The organism is Microbacterium sp. (genome assembly GCF_047972865.1).
GTDB lineage: Bacteria > Actinomycetota > Actinomycetes > Actinomycetales > Microbacteriaceae > Microbacterium.
In genome coordinates this window covers 22,182-38,489 of record NZ_JBKEAY010000205.1, presented here as the reverse complement: position 1 = coordinate 38,489, position 16,308 = coordinate 22,182, and the positions used below count along the sequence as shown (strand labels likewise).

Genomic DNA, 16,308 nt, shown 5'->3' with positions numbered 1-16,308 from the left:
TCGACACGATTGCGACGAGAGGTGCACTGGCCTCCGAGGTGCCGTGCGGTGCCACGCCCACGAAGTGGCGCTTCCTCGCCCGAAACCGCGTCATCGCCGCGCTGGCGGACGCGACGGTGGTCGTGGAGGCGGGGCACCGCAGCGGTTCGCTGAACACCGCGGGGCATGCCGCCAGCCTGGGACGCGCGCTCGGGGCCGTCCCCGGGCCGGTGACCAGCGCAGCCTCCGCGGGATGCCATCGGCTGCTCCGGGAGTACGACGCGGTTTGCGTCACCGACGCCGCCGATGTGTGTGAGTTGATCGGGCTCGCCGCGGGGTCGGCCGCCGCCCCCGACGGACCGTCCGACCGCGCCTCCACTCGCATCCTCGACGCGCTCAGCAGCCGCACGGGCCGCACCCCCGAGGACCTCGCCGTGCGCAGTGGCATGTCGCTGGCGGACTGCGTCGCGGCACTGGGGCTGCTGGAGGTCGCCGGTGCCGTGCGCCGGGAGCCTGACGGCACCTGGCGCCGCGTGCCGCCCGGCTGAGCGGTCCTCGCGCCGAGCGGTGCGCCTGCCGCGGCGGGTGGCGTCGCGCGGGCATGCTGAACGGATGCAGTTGTCCGACGCGATCGCCGAGTACACCGGGTACGCGGCGTCCGTCCGTCGCCTGTCTCCGGCGACGGTGCGGGCCTACCGCGCCGATCTCGGCGACCTGCTCGCCGCGGCCGGCGATCTCTCGCTGCGCGAGGTCGATCTGGAACTGTTGCGCGAGTGGCTGTGGGTCGCCACACAACGCGGCGACGCGCGCAGCACCATCGCCCGCCGGACCGCCGCCGCGCGTGGGTTCTTCGCGTGGTGCACCGAGCATGGTCACCTGCCCGCCGACCCCGCGCTGCGCCTCGTCGCCCCCAAACGCGGGCGCACCCTTCCCAAAGTCGCCACGGCCGAGGCACTGGGCGCGACGCTCGACCGTCTCGCCGCCCGCGCCGCCGCCGGCTCACCGCTCTCCCTTCGCGACGCGGCGCTGCTGGAGGTGCTGTACGGGGCCGGTATCCGTGTCTCCGAGCTGTGCGGGCTCGACCTCGACGACGTCGACCGCGAACGGCTGACGCTGCGCGTCCTCGGCAAGGGCGCCAAGGAACGCGTCGTGCCCTACGGCACACCGACCGCTCGCGCCCTGGATGCCTACCTCGTGCGCGCCCGCCCGGCGCTGACCACCGATGCCTCCGGCCGTGCGCTGTTCCTCGGCGCGCGCGGCGGTCGCCTGAACCCGCGCACCGCGTACGACGTCGTCTCGCGCTCGCTCGGGCCGGCCGTCGGCGGCACCGCGGGGCCGCACACCCTGCGTCACTCCGCCGCGACGCACCTGCTCGACGGCGGCGCCGATCTCCGCGCGGTGCAGGAGATGCTCGGTCACGCGAGCCTGGGCACCACCCAGATCTACACCCACGTGTCGGCCGAGAAGCTGCGTGCGGCCTATCGGCTGGCCCACCCGCGCGCCTGAGCGATGCCCACCGTCAGCAGCAGGGAAGCAGTACGGCCCGCGCCACGACTCCGAACAGCAACAGCGGATTGAGGTACTCACCCCACAACCGCACCCCCACATGGAGGGTCCCCGCTGCGGCATGACCGCCGCTGGCCACGACGGCGACCGGGTCGCCCGCCGACACCGTCGTCCCGGCAGCCAGTGCTTCGGCCACCGGCTCCAGTGTCGTGACGTATCCGTCGCCGTGGTCGATCGTGAGCACGCCGCGACCAGCGACCGAACCCTGAAAGGCCACGACGCCGGCCGCCGGGCTGCGGACCACTGCGCCCTCCGTGGCGGCCAGGTCCACACCGCGATGGCCCGGCCCGTACGCGTGCGCGGGAGCACGGAAGGGCTCGACCACGGCCCCCTCGACGGGAGCCAGCCACCGGGGGTGCTCATCGACCGCCCCGACCCGGCCGGCGGCCCGTTCGGCGTCTGCAGCCCAGGCGAGGGCGGGGCCCAGACCGCATAGGACAACAGCGGCGACGGCGATGCCCGCTGCCCACACGGCGGGCCGGATTGCGGCTCGTTCCCACATGACCCCAGTGTGTGCGACCCGGGCCGGCCACGCAGAGCGAGGCACGGCACCGGTGGACAGTTCGCGCGCCACGACGACGGGGGAGAGGATGACGGGCGCACTGGTACACTTGTGTCCGCACTCCGCTTGTCGGAGTGACTACGCGTGCCCACAGCGCGGACGCCGGGTCCACCCGTCCGAAGCGCGGCATCGTCCCCGAGGTCTCCCGTCAGCGACGGGAGCGGGGCCGAGCCGGGCACCAGGCGCGTCGCCCCCCTCGGGACGACGAGATCAACCGAAACCCCGGCACGCGTGCGTGCCAGAACAGGAGAGCGGCCATGGCCGTCGTCACCATTCGTCAGCTGCTGGACAGCGGCGTCCACTTCGGACACCAGACCCGCCGGTGGAACCCGAAAGTCAAGCGATTCATCCTTGCTGAGCGTTCCGGCATCCACATCATCGACCTGCAGCAGTCGCTGGCCTACATCGACCGCGCCTACGAATATGTGAAGGAGACCGTCGCCCACGGCGGCACGATCCTGTTCGTCGGCACCAAGAAGCAGGCGCAGGAAGTCATCGCCGAGCAGGCCACACGCGTTGGCCAGCCGTACGTCAACCAGCGCTGGCTGGGGGGTCTGCTCACGAACTTCGCGACCGTCAGCAAGCGGCTGTCGCGGATGAAGGAGCTCGAAGAGCTCGACTTCGACAACCCCGCGGAGAGCGGCTTCACCAAGAAGGAACTGCTCCTGAAGAAGCGCGAGCTCGACAAGCTCCACAAGTCGCTGGGCGGTATCCGCAACCTGCAGAAGACGCCGTCGGCGATCTGGGTCGTCGACGCCAAGCGTGAGCACCTCGCGATCGACGAGGCCCGAAAGCTCGGCATCCCGGTGATCGGCATCCTCGACACCAACGCCGACCCGGACGAGTTCCAGTACCCCATCCCCGGCAACGACGACGCGATCCGGTCGGTGAGCCTGCTGACGCGCATCGTCGCCGATGCCGCCGCCGAGGGTCTCATCCAGCGCCACCAGCCGGCCGACGAGGCCGACGCCGCCGAACCGCTCGCTGAGTGGGAGCGTGAGCTGCTGGAGCAGTCCGCGCCCGAGCAGTCCTCCGCCGAGACCGCCGCGGTGGCCGACACCGCTGAGGCCGGCGCCGAGGCATCGGCTCTCGTCGCCGACGAGCAGGCCGTTGAGGGCGAGTTGGCCACGGAGTCCACCGCCGATGCCGCCGGCACCGAAGCCCACGACGAGGCCATTGCCGCCGCGTCCGGCGAGACCGTCGCGGATGTCGTGGCCGCCGAGGCCACCGCCTCCGAGTAACACCATCACGGCCAACGCGTTGGCCGGGCACCGCATCGCCCGGCCGACGTGCGCCAGTCACCACACCACGACTTAGGAGCAGCCCTCCCATGGCAAACTTCACCATCGCTGACATCAAAGCCCTGCGCGAACAGCTCGGCACGGGCATGACCGACACCAAGAAGGCCCTCGAAGAGGCCGATGGCGACCTCACGAAGGCAACCGAGCTGCTGCGCCTGAAGGGTGCCAAGGGCAACGCCAAGCGCGCCGATCGTTCCACCAGCGAGGGCGTCGTCGTCGCACGCGAGAGCGCGGGTGCGGTGACGCTCATCGAGCTGGCCTGCGAGACCGACTTCGTCGCGAAGAACGAGCGCTTCGGGGCTCTCGCCGACAAGGTCGCCGACGCGGCCGCCGCTGCCGGTGCCGAGAACGCCGCGATCGCGTTGGCCTCGCCCGCCGGCGACCAGACCGTTGCCGACCTCATCAACGACGAGGCGGCGATCATCGGTGAGAAGGTCGAGCTGCGCCAGGTGCGTACCCTGACCGGCGAGCACATCGAGGTCTACCTGCACAAGACCAGCAAGGACCTGCCGCCGCAGATCGGGGTCGCCGTGGCCTACACCGGCGACGACCAGGCGACCGCCCGCAGCATCGCGCAGCACATCTCCTTCGCGAACCCGACCTTCCTCACCCGCGCCGACATCCCGGCCGACGAGATCGAACGCGAACGCGCCCTGGTGACCGAGATCTCCCGCAACGAGGGGAAGCCGGAGGCGGCGCTTCCGAAGATCGTGGAAGGCCGAGTGAACGCGTACGTCAAGCAGGTGTCGCTGCTGGACCAGGACTACGCGAAGGACAACAAGCTGTCGGTGGAGAAGGTCGCCGCTGACGCCGGAATCGTCATCACCGACTTCGCCCGCTTCAAAGTCGGCGCCTGATCGGTTGAGGAGGCTCGCATCCGCAGATGCGAGCCTCCTGCTTCCTGCCGTCATCACCGATATCCTGCATTCGCGACGAGAGGAATCCCCCGTGAACGAACCCGCCGCCCGGCCGCGACGCGTCCTGCTGAAACGGTCCGGTGAGGCCTTCGGCGGCGGCCGGCTCGGGGTGAACCCGGATGTGGTGAGCGACATCGCCCGCGAGATCGCCGCCGCCGTGGACCGAGTCGAGGTCTCGGTGGTGGTCGGCGGCGGCAACTTCTTCCGGGGCGCCGAATTGAGTCAGCGGGGAATGGACCGCGGCCGGGCCGACTACATGGGCATGCTCGGTACTGTGATGAACGCGCTAGCACTGCAGGACTTCCTCGAGCAGGCCGGTGCGGCCACCCGCGTGCAATCGGCGATCTCGATGACGCAGGTCGCAGAGTCCTACATTCCGCGGCGCGCCGAACGGCACCTCGAGAAGGGGCGGGTCGTGATCTTCGGTGCTGGCGCGGGCCTGCCGTACTTCTCCACCGATACCGTCGCCGCCCAGCGGGCGCTGGAGATCGGCGCCGATGAAGTCCTCGTCGCCAAGAACGGCGTGGACGGCGTGTACACGGCGGACCCCAAACACGACCCGGACGCCGAACGGATCGACCGGATTACTTACCGCGAGGCGTTGCAGCGCGGCCTCAAGGTCGTGGACTCGACCGCATTCAGCCTCTGCATGGACAACGGGATCGACATGCGGGTGTTCGGCATGGAACCGGGCGGCAACGTCACCCGCGCCCTGCTGGGTGAGCCGATCGGAACCCTGGTCACCGCGTGAGCCCACGAGGGTCCGAGGCCCCTCAACTAGAATCGAGCCTCGGAAGATCGACAGTAGGGAGTAACCGTGATCGCCGACATCCTGTCCGACACGACAACGCGGATGGATCGCGCCGTGGAAGCCGCGAAGGACGACTTCGCCACCGTCCGCACCGGGCGGGCCAACCCGCAGCTGTTCCAGAAGATCCTGGTCGACTACTACGGGTTGCCGACCCCACTGGCTCAGTTGGCCTCTCTCAACAGCCCCGAGGCACGGTCCCTGGTGATCACCCCTTACGACAAGTCGGCGCTCAAGGACATCGAGCAGGCCATCCGGGACACCCCCAACCTGGGTGCCAACCCCACGAACGACGGCAACATCGTCCGCATCACCATGCCCGAGCTCACCGAGGAACGGCGCAAGGAGTACGTCAAACTGGTCCGATCCAAAGGGGAAGACCATCGCGTGCACCTGCGGGGCATCCGCCGCAAGGCCAAGGACGAGCTCGATGGCCTCAAGAGCGAAGTCGGCGAGGACGATCTCGTGCGGGCGGAGAAAGAGCTCGACGCCCTCACTCGCGCGCACGTCGACGAGATCGACGAGGCGCTCAAGCGGAAAGAAGCGGAGCTCCTCGACATCTGAGGGCGGCCGTACGATTCCATGACCGATCCCGACGACACCCCGAGCACCCGGGCAGAAGCGCGGCGGAACACCGCCGACTCGTCGTTCCAGTCGCACGCGCGGTCCGCCCGTGACGAGTTCGAGCATCAGATCGAGAAGGCGCGTGCCGATTTCGAGCAGGCGAACGAGAGGATCATCGCCCGCTCCGGACGGGATCTGCTGGCCGCGATCGGCATCGGGCTGCTCATCGGCGCGGCGGTGCTCGCCTCGCTCGTGTTCGTCAAGTGGTTGTTCATCATCATCGCGATCCCGGCGGTGATGCTCGCCGTCTTCGAGTTCGTGCGGGCGCTGCAGGCCTCGGGTCGACGCGTCGACCTGATCGCGCAGGAGATCGCCGCGGCCACGGTGATGCTCGCGGCCGCCTTCTTGGACGACACCAGCCACTGGGTGGTGATCTACGCCGCCGTGGCGTTCCTCGTCGTCTACCGGCTGCTGAAGCAGATGATCGCGCGCGACGGACGTCGCTACGGCGAGGTCATCGGCGATGTGCTGGTCTCGGGACTGGTCGCCCTCTACATCCCTCTCCTGTCCAGTCTCGCGCTGGTCCTGCTGCGTCAGGACGGCGGCGAGTACTGGCTGATCGCGATGATCGCGATCACCGTCGCCTCCGACACCGGGGCCTCCGCCGCCGGTGTCGCCCTCGGCCGGCATCCGATGGCGCCGCGCATCAGCCCCAACAAGACCTGGGAGGGATTCGGCGGCGCGTTCCTCGCCTCCGCGATCGTGGCGGTGCTGATCGGGATGTTCGTCCTGCACCTGCCCTGGTGGGCCTCGCTCGTGATCGGTGTGGCGATTCTGGGGACGGCGACGCTCGGCGACCTGGGCGAGTCGATGATCAAACGTGACCTCGGCATCAAAGACATGAGCTCGGCGTTGCCCGGTCACGGCGGACTGCTCGATCGGCTCGATTCCATCCTGCCCTCGACGGTGCCGGCTCTTGCGCTGTACTTCCTGTTCTCTCCCCTGGGATCGATGTGACAACTCCGACAGTGTTCCCCCGTGCCACCGGTCGGCGGCGCGGCTACGACCCCGCCGCCGTCGATGCGTTCATCGATCGCGCACGGGTGTGTTTCGCGTCCCGCGACGGCGACACCGTGACCTCCGCCGAGGTGCGCGCGATCGTGTTCCCGCTGATCCGCGGCGGGTATCAGGCCGGCGCGGTGGATGCGGCGCTGGGGCGTATCGAAGACGCCTTTGCCGCCCGAGAACGCGAGCGGGCGATGTCCCAACGCGGTGCGCGCGCGTGGGTGCGCCACTCGCGGGAACTCGCCCAGGAAGTGCTCGATCGGCTCCGCCGCCGGCCGCGGCATCGGTTCGCGCGCACCCGGGGTTTCAGCTACGGGTACCGCATCGACGAGGTCGACCTGGTTGCGGATCGCATCGCCGATTACCTTGAGCACGGTGAACCGCTCACCGTCGACCAGGTGAGGGCAGTCGCGTTCCGCCCGCAATGGCGCGGGTACCGGCATCGCCAGGTCGATGCCGTGCTCGACGCCGTGGTGCAGGTGATGCTGGCCGTGCGCTGACCGGTCGTGGATCGCGCGTTCAGGTAGCTGCCGCTAGACTGAGCGGCATTGTGACTTCGAACCGCGAGCTGACCCCGGTCCAGACCCGGGCCGTTTCGCGACGAACCACCACCGCTGCGGCCGCTCCCGACGCCCGCTGGTCCCGGCGTCGTAGCGTCGTCAGCGTTTTCGCGGCCTTCGCCGCGGTCGGTCTCGCGGCCGCCTACGTCGGACCCATGAGCATGTCGTCCCCGCAGGCGCAGGCGAGCGAGCTCGACCCGGTGTCACTGTACGCCGACACGATCGCCGACGCCCAGTCCTACGTAGTGGCCTCCGAGACGAAGCTCGAGCTCGACCGCACCACGATGACCTACGAGATCTACGTGACGCCCAGCCCGACCCCCACGCCGACGCAGGTGAACTCGACGACATCGAGCGGGTCGTCGGGTTCTTCGTCGTCGGGCTCATCGGCGCCCGCCGCCCCGTTCGTGTCGCCCGACCCTGGGAGCGCCCAGGCGATCGCCTACCAGATGGTCACCGCCCGCGGGTGGGGCGAGGGTGAGTTCGCGTGCCTGGTCGCGCTGTGGAAGAAGGAGTCCGGCTGGCGCGTGAACGCGTACAACCCGTACAGCGGCGCGTACGGCATCCCGCAGTCCCTTCCCGGCAACAAGATGGCCTCCGCCGGCGCGGACTGGGAGACCAACCCCGCCACCCAGATCACGTGGGGCCTGGGATACATCTCCGGCCGCTACGGCACGCCCTGCGGCGCCTGGAACCACTCGCAAGCCCACAACTGGTACTGACTCGTGCCACGGGCCAACCGCCGGCGACGCGACGACGACGACGACTCATTCGAGCGTCTCCTCAGCGGCTGGCATCGCACGGAGGTGCGGCGCGGTATCCAGTGGACGATCCAGCCGGTGGGGTCCGCGCAGGCGCGGAAGACCTACACCTGCCCCGGGTGCCCGCGCGCGATCGCCCCTGGTGTTGCGCACGTGGTGGTGTGGCGCGCCGACGGCATCCTCGGTGACGCGGCCGACCTCGCGGCGCGACGACATTGGCACACGACGTGCTGGAAGGTGAGCTGACGTGGAGATTCGTGGACCCATCCAGCTTCCGGCGCGACGTGAGGACGTGACCCTGGACACGCTCGACGGACTCACCCTCGTCGGCGAGCTGGCCCTCCCCGAGACCGCGACGCCGGACGCGACGCTGGTGACCTTGCATCCGCTGCCGACCGCCGGCGGGTTCATGGACTCGCACATTCTGCGCAAGGCCGCCGCGCGCCTGCCCGCGCTGGCGGATCTGGCCGTGCTCCGCTTCAACACCCGGGGGACGTCATCGCCGCGGGGGACCAGCGAGGGCGCGTTCGACGGCGGTGGTGCGGAGGCTTTCGACGTCGCGGCGGCCATGGACTTCGTGCACGAGCAGGACCTCCCGCGCCCCTGGCTCGTGGGGTGGTCGTTCGGGACGGAGCTGGCACTCAAGTACGGTCGCGACCACGAGGTGGAGGGGATCATCCTCCTCTCGCCGCCGCTGCACCGCGCGACCGACGAGGACGTCGCCGCGTGGGCCGACGAACCGCGCGCGGTCGTCGCGCTGATCCCCGAGCTGGATGACTACCTGCGCCCCGACCAGGCCCGGGAGCGTTTCGCCAGCATTCCGCACGCGACGCTCATTGAGGTGGACGGGGGGCGCCACCTGTGGGTGGGGGAGACCCAGACGCGTCGTGTGCTCACCGAGATCGTCGCCGCGGTCAACCCCGACGCGCTGCCCTTGCCCACGGAGTGGACCGGGCGCCTCGGACACTGACGGTCAGCGGTCATTCTGCCGGGGGATGATCACCTGCCGGTGAATGATGAGCAGGCTCGCGGCCACCGGAATCGCGATGAGCGCGCCGAGCAGACCCAGCAGCGACCCGCCCGCGAGAGCGGCGATGACGACGACCGCACCGGGGACAGACACGGCGCGGTTCATGATGCGCGGCGAGAGCACGTAGGCCTCGAGCTGCATGTAGATCACGTACCAGATGAGCGCCACCAGGGCGGTCAGGGGGGAGGCGATCAGACACGTGAGCACGATGATGGTCGAGCCGGTGAGGGTTCCCACGAGCGGGATGAGGGAGAAGAAGAACGCGACGACGGCGAGGACGGCCGGGAACGGCGCCCCGATGATGCTGAGGAAGATGGCGCTGAGGACGCCGTTGATGAGGCCGAGGCTGACCTGACCGATGACGTAGTATCCGACGGAGGCGGTGATCTGCTCGGACAGGTCGATGAACCGGGGACGCTTGGAGGCGGGCGCCAGCTGATACACGGCGGCTTTCAGCGACGGCGTGGAGGCCGTGAAGTAGATCGTGAGGATCAACACGATGATCGCGCCGGTGAGACCGGAGATGACACCCGCGCCGATCTCGACGAGCCAGCCGGCGGCCGACCCGCCGATCTGACCGAAGTTCAGCGACTCCCACCACTCGGTCAGGTACGCGAACACCTCGTCGACGTTCAACAGCGGGAACGTCTCGTGCAGCCACGCCTTCAGCTCGTCGATCGGCTGCCACTCCTGCCGTACGACGCTTTGGATCAGGTCCTGGATCTGCCTCACCAGCTCGGCGATCTGGCCGACGATGATCGGCACGACCATCAAGACGATTCCGGCGAAGGCCGCCAGCAGCCCGGCGAACGTGACGAGCAGCGCCGCCCAGCGCCGCAGCCCGCGGCGCTCGAGCCACGACACCAGCGGGTCGAGGCCGAGCGCGAGGAACAGGGCAGTCCCGACGTACAGCAGGATCGTCGACAACGAGGACACGCTCTGGATGAGCATAAGGCCGAGTCCGACTCCGAGCGTCGCGACCAACGCGGTGCGGAATGGGTGTTGGATCTTCACGGGGTCGTTCTCCTGTCGGACATCAGAGTCAGAATACGCGTGACGCCGCCGCCCGGCGGTCGCCGCGCCACTCCCGGTCCATGCACAGGAGGATTTCGCTAGTCTGGAGAGTCGGTTGTGCGCCCGGACACCGTCCTACGGCGCGGAGAGGTAGTCGTTCGGTGCGTTTCGTATGGGCCGTGGTCGCGTTCGTGCTGGCCACGCTGATGATCGGCGCCGGGATCGCGCAACGCACCGTGCTCCAAGGGCCCAAGACCGAGACCCAGAAGATCACCGTGGACGAGTCGGTCCCGTACATCCTGATCGACGGGAGCGTTCTCAACAGCCACGACGGCGCGCAGACCCTGCGTGTCGAGGGGGAGGGCACGATCTTCGCCTCCTACGGCCGTACCACCGACATGACGGCGTGGCTGGCCCCCAGCGACTACGTCATGGTCTCGCTCGATGACGAGGGTGTCGTGCACGACGAGATGGTCGCGGCGAGCCTGACGGGCGAGTCCGCCGAGGAGGTGGAGCTCAACCCGACCGAGTCGGATCTGTGGCTGGATCAGTTCCAGAAGGACGCCACACTCGTCACGGCGCTGGAGCTTCCTGATGACATGAGCATGCTGATCGCCGCGGACGGCGAGGCGCCCGCGCCGACGAACCTGTCCCTCACTTGGCCCTCCGGCGTGACCACCCCGTGGGCGGGCCCGCTCATCGTCGGTGGCGCCGTCGTGATGGCGGTAGGACTGCTGCTGTACGCACTCGGGGTGCGTCACCTTCGTCGGTCGCGGGGTCCGCGCCGCAAGGGACTGCCGGCCGGAACGACCGGCCCCATCGACGTGGCCGAGGAAGCGGGCGCCAAGGGCGTGATCTCAGCCACGCCGCGCCGTCGCCGGCTCACTCGGGGCCGCAAGGCGCTCCTGGCCGCCCCGGCGTTGGGCGTCTCGGCCCTCCTGTTGGCTGGCTGCAGCGCGGACGCCTGGCCCCAGTTCACGCCATCGCCGACGCCCACAGTCACTCCCACGATCGTGGTCCCCGAAGGCCAGGGGGCCCCCGCGGTGACACAGGCGCAGGCCGAGCGTATCCTCGCGCAGGTCGCCGCGACGGTGGCGGATGCGGATGCCGAGGACGACAGTAGCTTGGCCGCGACACGGCTGCGGGGACCTGCGCTCGAGGTCCGTCAGACGAACTACGAGATCCGTGAAGAACTCGATGACCACAAGACGCTGGCGGCGATTCCGGCCGACGAGCTGAAGATCCTGCTGCCGGAGGCGTTCGACGGATGGCCGCGGACCTTCCTGGCGGTGCTGGAGCAGTCCGATGACAAGTCCACCGTGGTGATGTCGCTCACGCAGGACTCCCCGTGGAGCGATTACCACGTCGGCTATCAGGCGAACATGACCGCCGACACCGAACTGAACGTGGCCCCCTCGTACGTCGGCGCCCTGGCGGTCGCTCCCGACTCTCCTTTCCTGGTGTTGCCGCCCCAAGAGGTCTCGGCAGCATACGCGGACATCGTCGACAAGGGTGAGGACAGCGAATTCGCGTCCCTGTTCGACACAGTCGACGACCCGCTCCTCGCGCAGATCGCCGATGACCGTGCCGAGCGGCTGAAGGCCTTCAACGAGACGGGCGAGGAAACGGCGAAAATGACCTTCGACGCGAAGGCCTCCGATGCCGCCCCGGTAGCGCTGGGGACGCTCGACAGCGGCGCGATCGTGGCGGTCACGATGACCGAGAGCGAGACGGTCGAGGCCACCGACGCGGACGCGGTCATCAAGCTCAACGAAGAGGACAACCCGAACCTGGTCGCACAGGCACTCACCGGCGTCGAGACGGCCCGGGGGCTGAAGACGACCTACCTCGATCAGCTGTTCTTCTTCGTGCCCGCACAAAGTTCCAACGAGTCGATCCGTCTGCTCGGCTATTCATCCGCGATTCTGGAAGCAGAGGTAACCGACGAATGAGCGATCCCACCCCCGCCGCCGCGATGCGCGGCGCTGTCGACCTGTCCGCGTTGCGTGATCGCGGGACCGACCCGGCCGCGCCGGCTGCCGCCACGGCGACATCCCTGGTCTTCGATGCCACCGACGACACTTTCGCGCAGGTGCTCGAGCTCTCCCGCACCGTCCCGGTCGTCGTCGACCTGTGGGCGGAGTGGTGCGGCCCCTGCAAGCAGCTCAGTCCCGTGATCGAGAAGGTCGTCACCGAGCTGGCCGGCCGGGTCGTCCTCGCGAAAGTCGACGTCGACGCCAATCCGCAGTTGGCGCAGGGGTTCCGGGCGCAGTCGATTCCGATGGTGGTCGCGCTGCTCGCGGGCCAGCCCGTGCCGTTGTTCACCGGCGCCGTCCCCGAGCAGCAGGTGCGCGACGTGTTCGATCAACTGCTGCAGCTGGCCGCCCAGCACGGCGTGACCGGCACCGTCCCGGTGGAGCAACCGGCCGACGCCGATGAGCCAGAGGCCAGACCGGTCGTCCCGCCTCTGCATCAGGAAGCCTTCGACGCCATCGAAGCGGGCGACTACGCGCGGGCCACCGCCGCGTACGAGAAGGCGCTGTCGGAGGACCCGCGTGACGAGGACGCCGCCGCCGGCCTCGGTCAGGTGCGCCTGCTCGCCCGCGTGGCGGGAGCGGACCTGCAAACGGCGCGCGCCGCCGCAGCGGCCGCGCCCGGCGACATCGACGCGCAGCTGCTGGTCGCCGATCTCGACGTGGCGGGGGGGCATGTCGACGATGCCTTCGAACGCCTGCTCGACCTGTTCGCTGCCTCCGCGGATGACGCGCGGGTCGCCGTGCGCACACACTTGCTCGAGCTGTTCTCGCTCGTCGGCGACGCCGACCCCCGCGTCATCCGGTCGCGCGGGCGATTGGCCAGTCTTCTGTTCTGACGCGACGGGCTGGTGCCGGGTCAGTCAGGCGTTGTCAACCGTTCTTACGACGATCGACCGCGCGTACCCCGGCCCAGGCGGCCGGAATGGCGGCGGCGGCGATGGCGGCCTTGATGACGCCCCCTGCGATGAACGGCAACACGCCCGCATCCATAATCTGGCCGAACGTGAGACCCATCGACTGGACGACGTTCAGGATGAACGCCATATAGGGGACGCCGAACAAGAACGGGATGATGCTGGCCGAAATGAACCCGACGAAGGCGAGCCACGGCGACCGGTCCCAGGCGCGCTCCGCGAACCAGCCGGCGACGAACGCGGCCGGGATGAAGCCGACGATGAACCCGAAGCTGGGGCTCAGCACGTAGGCGGGTCCCGCGACCGGGCCGGCGAAGATCGGTGCTCCCGCCAGGCCCGCCAGCATGTAGGTCGTCAGGGAGACGGCGCCGCGGCGTGAGCCCAGGGCCGCACCGACGACGATGACACCCAGAGTCTGTCCCGAGATCGGGACCGGGCCGATGAAGAACGACACCTTGGCGAGCAACGCCACCAGCCCCACCCCCGCGAGGACCAGGGCGGCGTCCATCGCGATCGCCCGCATCCGAGATGCGGGGCGTGCGAGGTGGTCGGCGAGCACGGAGCGGGGTGCGGCAGCGGTGAGCGACATGGGGGGTCTCCTTAACGAGTCGGGCTTCCGCGTCTCATCATAGGGGCCTGTCGCACGGCCCCGGGAGCGAGTAGTGTCCGGCCCAGAACCAGGGCGCATATCAATGAAGAACACGGCCTATACGGGAATCAATCCGCGCGTCATCGGCATCGCCGCAGCAGCGGCACTCGGGGGTTTCCTCTTCGGGTTCGACACCGCGGTCACCAACGGCGCGGTGGACGCCCTCGCCGGCGACTTCGAACTCGGCGCGGCGCTCAAAGGGTTCTCCGTCTTGTCCGCGCTCATCGGATGCGCGCTTGGCGCCTGGTTCGCGGGGCAGCTCGCCAACCGCTGGGGACGCATCCCGGTGATGGTGGTGGGGGCGCTCCTGTTCCTCGCCTCCTCGATCGGATCCGGATTGGCCGTGGGGGTCGTCGACCTGATCGTGTGGCGCGTCATCGGCGGCCTCGGCGTGGGTGCGGCATCGGTCATCGTCCCCGCCTACATCGCAGATGTGTCGCCCGCGCGCTACCGCGGGCGGCTCGGTTCGCTGCAGCAGTTGGCCATCGTGAGTGGCATCTTCGTGGCACTGCTGTCGAACGCGCTGTTGGCGGGTATCTCCGGAGCGAGTTCACCTCGATCACCAACATCGTCGTCACGATCGTCGCGATCCTGCTGGTCGACCGGGTGGGCCGACGCATCATGCTCCCGGTGGGTTCGATCGTCATGGCGGTCGCCGCGGCGGCGCAGTGGGGGGCCAACTTCTTCATCTCTACGACCTTCCCGGTGTTCAGCGATATCAGCCTCACGTTCGCCTACGGCTTCTACGCGTTCTTCGCGGCGCTGTCGTTCTTCTTCGTGCTGTGGAAGGTGCCCGAGACCAAGGGCGTCGAGCTGGAGGACATGACCGACGAGGTACCCCATCGCGATCATTCCGGTTCCTGACACGGCGTCGACGCACGCCTGAGAGCATCCGCAGGCTCCATGCCCGCCTGCCCGGTAGACTCGGATGCCGGCCGCTCGGCCCTCTTCCCACTCGACAGAACGGACGTCCGCTGTGCTCGCCGTGCACGACCTCGAGATCCGCGTGGGCGCGCGCACGCTCATGTCCGAGGTGTCGTTTCGCGTCTCGTCCGGCGACAAGATCGGTCTCGTCGGCCGCAACGGTGCCGGCAAGACAACCCTGACCAAAGTGCTCGCCGGCGACGTGCTTCCCACCGACGGGCGGGTCGACCGGTCCGGTGAGCTCGGCTACCTTCCGCAGGACCCGCGCTCCGGCGACCCCGAAATGCTCGCGCGCACCCGTATCCTCGACGCCCGCGGGCTGGGCTCTCTCATGCTCGGGATGACGGCCGCCTCGACGGAGATGGCCGACGACGACGTGGAGGTCGCGACCAAGGCGATGCGCCGCTACGGCACGCTCACGGAACGTTTCGAAGCCCTGGGTGGGTATTCGGCGGAAGCGGAGGCCGCGTCCATCGCACACAACCTGTCGCTTCCGGACCGTATCCTCGATCAGCCGCTGAAGACCCTCTCGGGCGGACAGCGCCGCCGCATCGAACTGGCCCGGATCCTGTTCTCGGACGCGCAGACGATGATCCTCGACGAACCCACCAACCACCTCGACGCCGACAGCGTGGTCTGGTTGCGCGAGTTCCTGAAGGGGTACAAGGGCGGGCTCGTGGTCATCAGCCACGATGTCGAGTTGGTCGGGGAAACGGTCAACCGCGTGTTCTACCTCGACGCGAATCGTCAGGTGATCGACGTCTACAACATGAACTGGAAGAACTACCTGCGTCAGCGGGTGGCCGACGAGGAACGACGCAAGAAGGAACGCGTCAACATTGAGAAGAAGGCCTCGGCCCTTCAGTTGCAGGCCGCACGGTTCGGGGCCAAGGCGACCAAGGCCGCCGCGGCGCACCAGATGGTGGCCCGCGCCGAGAAGATGCTCGCCGGACTGGATGATGTGCGCCAGCAGGACCGCGTCGCCAAGCTGCGTTTTCCCAAACCGGCCCCGTGCGGCAAGACACCGCTCATGGCGTCGGAGCTGTCGAAGTCCTACGGGTCTCTAGAGATCTTCGCGGACGTCGACCTCGCGATCGACCGAGGCTCGAAGGTCGTCGTGCTCGGGCTCAACGGCGCCGGGAAGACGACGCTGCTGCGCATTCTGGCCGGCGTCGACCGACCCGACACCGGCGAGGTCGAACCGGGGCACGGTCTCAAGATCGGTTACTACGCGCAGGAGCACGAGAATCTCGACGTGGAACGCTCGGTGCTCGACAACATGATGAGCGCTGCGCCCGACATCACCGCGACCGAGGCGCGCAAGGTGCTCGGATCGTTCCTGTTCACCGGGGATGACGTCCTCAAACCCGCCGGAGTGCTCTCCGGCGGCGAGAAGACCCGCCTCTCGCTGGCTACGCTCGTGGTGTCGTCGGCCAACGTCCTTCTGCTCGACGAACCCACCAACAATCTCGACCCCGCCTCACGCGAAGAGATCCTGGACGCCCTCTCACATTACGAAGGCGCCGTCGTGCTCGTTTCGCACGACGAGGGTGCCGTGCAGGCACTCAACCCCGAACGCGTGCTGATCCTCCCCGACGGTGTCGAGGACATCTGGGGACGCGACTACATCGACCTCATCACGCTGGCGTGATGAGGTC

Annotated in this window: 17 protein-coding genes and 1 pseudogene; 15 read left to right on the top strand and 3 right to left on the bottom strand. The window is 68.8% G+C overall.

What is annotated here, in order from left to right; genetic code table 11:
• The coding region (locus tag ACK5KK_RS12540) for a DNA-processing protein DprA (protein ID WP_416890419.1) at positions 1 to 527 on the top strand (527 nt) is incomplete at its 5' end.
• A 64-nt stretch (positions 528 to 591) separates the two neighbouring features.
• The gene (locus ACK5KK_RS12535) at positions 592 to 1,485 is read left to right on the top strand and encodes a tyrosine recombinase XerC (protein ID WP_416890418.1); all 894 of its coding nucleotides are present in this window, start codon (positions 592 to 594) and stop codon (positions 1,483 to 1,485) included.
• Between the two features lie 13 nt (positions 1,486 to 1,498).
• Here ACK5KK_RS12535 and ACK5KK_RS12530 read toward each other — a convergent pair whose 3' ends face one another.
• Positions 1,499 to 2,047: a murein hydrolase activator EnvC family protein gene (locus tag ACK5KK_RS12530; RefSeq protein ID WP_416890417.1), complete on the bottom strand. Its 549-nt coding sequence runs from the start codon at positions 2,045 to 2,047 to the stop codon at positions 1,499 to 1,501.
• Between the two features lie 317 nt (positions 2,048 to 2,364).
• On the opposite strand from ACK5KK_RS12530, the gene rpsB reads away from it, so the two are divergent.
• The 9 genes from rpsB to ACK5KK_RS12485 all read left to right on the top strand — a co-directional run bounded on the left by rpsB (position 2,365) and on the right by ACK5KK_RS12485 (position 9,053).
• Positions 2,365 to 3,348 (top strand): 30S ribosomal protein S2, encoded by a 984-nt coding sequence (rpsB, locus tag ACK5KK_RS12525; RefSeq protein WP_416890416.1) that lies wholly within the window; start codon positions 2,365 to 2,367, stop codon positions 3,346 to 3,348.
• A gap of 89 nt (positions 3,349 to 3,437) precedes the next feature.
• The gene (gene tsf, locus ACK5KK_RS12520; RefSeq protein WP_416890415.1) at positions 3,438 to 4,265 is read left to right on the top strand and encodes a translation elongation factor Ts; all 828 of its coding nucleotides are present in this window, start codon (positions 3,438 to 3,440) and stop codon (positions 4,263 to 4,265) included.
• Positions 4,266 to 4,356: 91 nt separating this feature from the next.
• Positions 4,357 to 5,076, top strand: coding sequence for a UMP kinase (gene pyrH, locus ACK5KK_RS12515; RefSeq protein ID WP_416890414.1), 720 nt, complete (start codon positions 4,357 to 4,359; stop codon positions 5,074 to 5,076).
• A 66-nt stretch (positions 5,077 to 5,142) separates the two neighbouring features.
• Entirely contained in the window at positions 5,143 to 5,697 is a 555-nt protein-coding gene (frr, locus tag ACK5KK_RS12510; RefSeq protein WP_416890413.1) for a ribosome recycling factor, read from the top strand.
• 18 nt (positions 5,698 to 5,715) lie between these two features.
• Entirely contained in the window at positions 5,716 to 6,714 is a 999-nt protein-coding gene (locus ACK5KK_RS12505) for a phosphatidate cytidylyltransferase (RefSeq protein ID WP_416890412.1), read from the top strand.
• Positions 6,711 to 7,262: a DivIVA domain-containing protein gene (locus ACK5KK_RS12500; protein ID WP_416890411.1), complete on the top strand. Its 552-nt coding sequence runs from the start codon at positions 6,711 to 6,713 to the stop codon at positions 7,260 to 7,262. The genes ACK5KK_RS12505 and ACK5KK_RS12500 overlap by 4 nt, the downstream gene beginning before the upstream one ends.
• Positions 7,263 to 7,312: 50 nt before the next feature.
• Complete coding sequence (locus ACK5KK_RS12495; protein ID WP_416890410.1) at positions 7,313 to 8,044, top strand: lytic transglycosylase domain-containing protein; 732 nt, start codon at positions 7,313 to 7,315, stop codon at positions 8,042 to 8,044.
• Between the two features lie 3 nt (positions 8,045 to 8,047).
• Positions 8,048 to 8,329: a hypothetical protein gene (locus ACK5KK_RS12490; protein WP_416890409.1), complete on the top strand. Its 282-nt coding sequence runs from the start codon at positions 8,048 to 8,050 to the stop codon at positions 8,327 to 8,329.
• A gap of 1 nt (position 8,330) precedes the next feature.
• The gene (locus tag ACK5KK_RS12485) at positions 8,331 to 9,053 is read left to right on the top strand and encodes an alpha/beta hydrolase (RefSeq protein ID WP_416890408.1); all 723 of its coding nucleotides are present in this window, start codon (positions 8,331 to 8,333) and stop codon (positions 9,051 to 9,053) included.
• 3 nt (positions 9,054 to 9,056) lie between these two features.
• Here ACK5KK_RS12485 and ACK5KK_RS12480 read toward each other — a convergent pair whose 3' ends face one another.
• Positions 9,057 to 10,127: an AI-2E family transporter gene (locus ACK5KK_RS12480; RefSeq protein WP_416890407.1), complete on the bottom strand. Its 1,071-nt coding sequence runs from the start codon at positions 10,125 to 10,127 to the stop codon at positions 9,057 to 9,059.
• A gap of 161 nt (positions 10,128 to 10,288) precedes the next feature.
• Here ACK5KK_RS12480 and ACK5KK_RS12475 point away from each other — a divergent pair, with 161 nt between their 5' ends.
• The gene (locus tag ACK5KK_RS12475) at positions 10,289 to 12,079 is read left to right on the top strand and encodes a glycosyl transferase (RefSeq protein WP_416890406.1); all 1,791 of its coding nucleotides are present in this window, start codon (positions 10,289 to 10,291) and stop codon (positions 12,077 to 12,079) included.
• Positions 12,076 to 12,999 carry a tetratricopeptide repeat protein gene (locus tag ACK5KK_RS12470; RefSeq protein WP_416890405.1) on the top strand — a complete coding sequence of 308 codons (924 nt, stop codon included), beginning with the start codon at positions 12,076 to 12,078 and terminating at the stop codon, positions 12,997 to 12,999. Before ACK5KK_RS12475 ends, ACK5KK_RS12470 begins: the two co-directional genes overlap by 4 nt.
• A gap of 34 nt (positions 13,000 to 13,033) precedes the next feature.
• Here ACK5KK_RS12470 and ACK5KK_RS12465 read toward each other — a convergent pair whose 3' ends face one another.
• Positions 13,034 to 13,666: a biotin transporter BioY gene (locus ACK5KK_RS12465; RefSeq protein WP_416890404.1), complete on the bottom strand. Its 633-nt coding sequence runs from the start codon at positions 13,664 to 13,666 to the stop codon at positions 13,034 to 13,036.
• A 103-nt stretch (positions 13,667 to 13,769) separates the two neighbouring features.
• Here ACK5KK_RS12465 and ACK5KK_RS12460 point away from each other — a divergent pair.
• Positions 13,770 to 14,590: pseudogene (locus tag ACK5KK_RS12460) on the top strand (MFS transporter).
• Between the two features lie 112 nt (positions 14,591 to 14,702).
• Positions 14,703 to 16,301 carry an ABC-F family ATP-binding cassette domain-containing protein gene (locus tag ACK5KK_RS12455; RefSeq protein ID WP_416890403.1) on the top strand — a complete coding sequence of 533 codons (1,599 nt, stop codon included), beginning with the start codon at positions 14,703 to 14,705 and terminating at the stop codon, positions 16,299 to 16,301.
• Positions 16,302 to 16,308 lie beyond the last annotated feature (7 nt).

Excerpts from the sequence above, each read along its gene's own strand:
- tsf (WP_416890415.1), top strand. The coding sequence starts at position 3,438 with ATGGCAAACTTCACCATCGCTGACATCAAAGCCCTGCGCGAACAGCTC.
- ACK5KK_RS12470 (WP_416890405.1), top strand. The coding sequence starts at position 12,076 with ATGAGCGATCCCACCCCCGCCGCCGCGATGCGCGGCGCTGTCGACCTG.
- ACK5KK_RS12505 (WP_416890412.1), top strand. The coding sequence starts at position 5,716 with ATGACCGATCCCGACGACACCCCGAGCACCCGGGCAGAAGCGCGGCGG.
- ACK5KK_RS12530 (WP_416890417.1), bottom strand. The coding sequence starts at position 2,047 with ATGTGGGAACGAGCCGCAATCCGGCCCGCCGTGTGGGCAGCGGGCATC.
- ACK5KK_RS12465 (WP_416890404.1), bottom strand. The coding sequence starts at position 13,666 with ATGTCGCTCACCGCTGCCGCACCCCGCTCCGTGCTCGCCGACCACCTC.
- rpsB (WP_416890416.1), top strand. The coding sequence starts at position 2,365 with ATGGCCGTCGTCACCATTCGTCAGCTGCTGGACAGCGGCGTCCACTTC.
- ACK5KK_RS12535 (WP_416890418.1), top strand. The coding sequence starts at position 592 with ATGCAGTTGTCCGACGCGATCGCCGAGTACACCGGGTACGCGGCGTCC.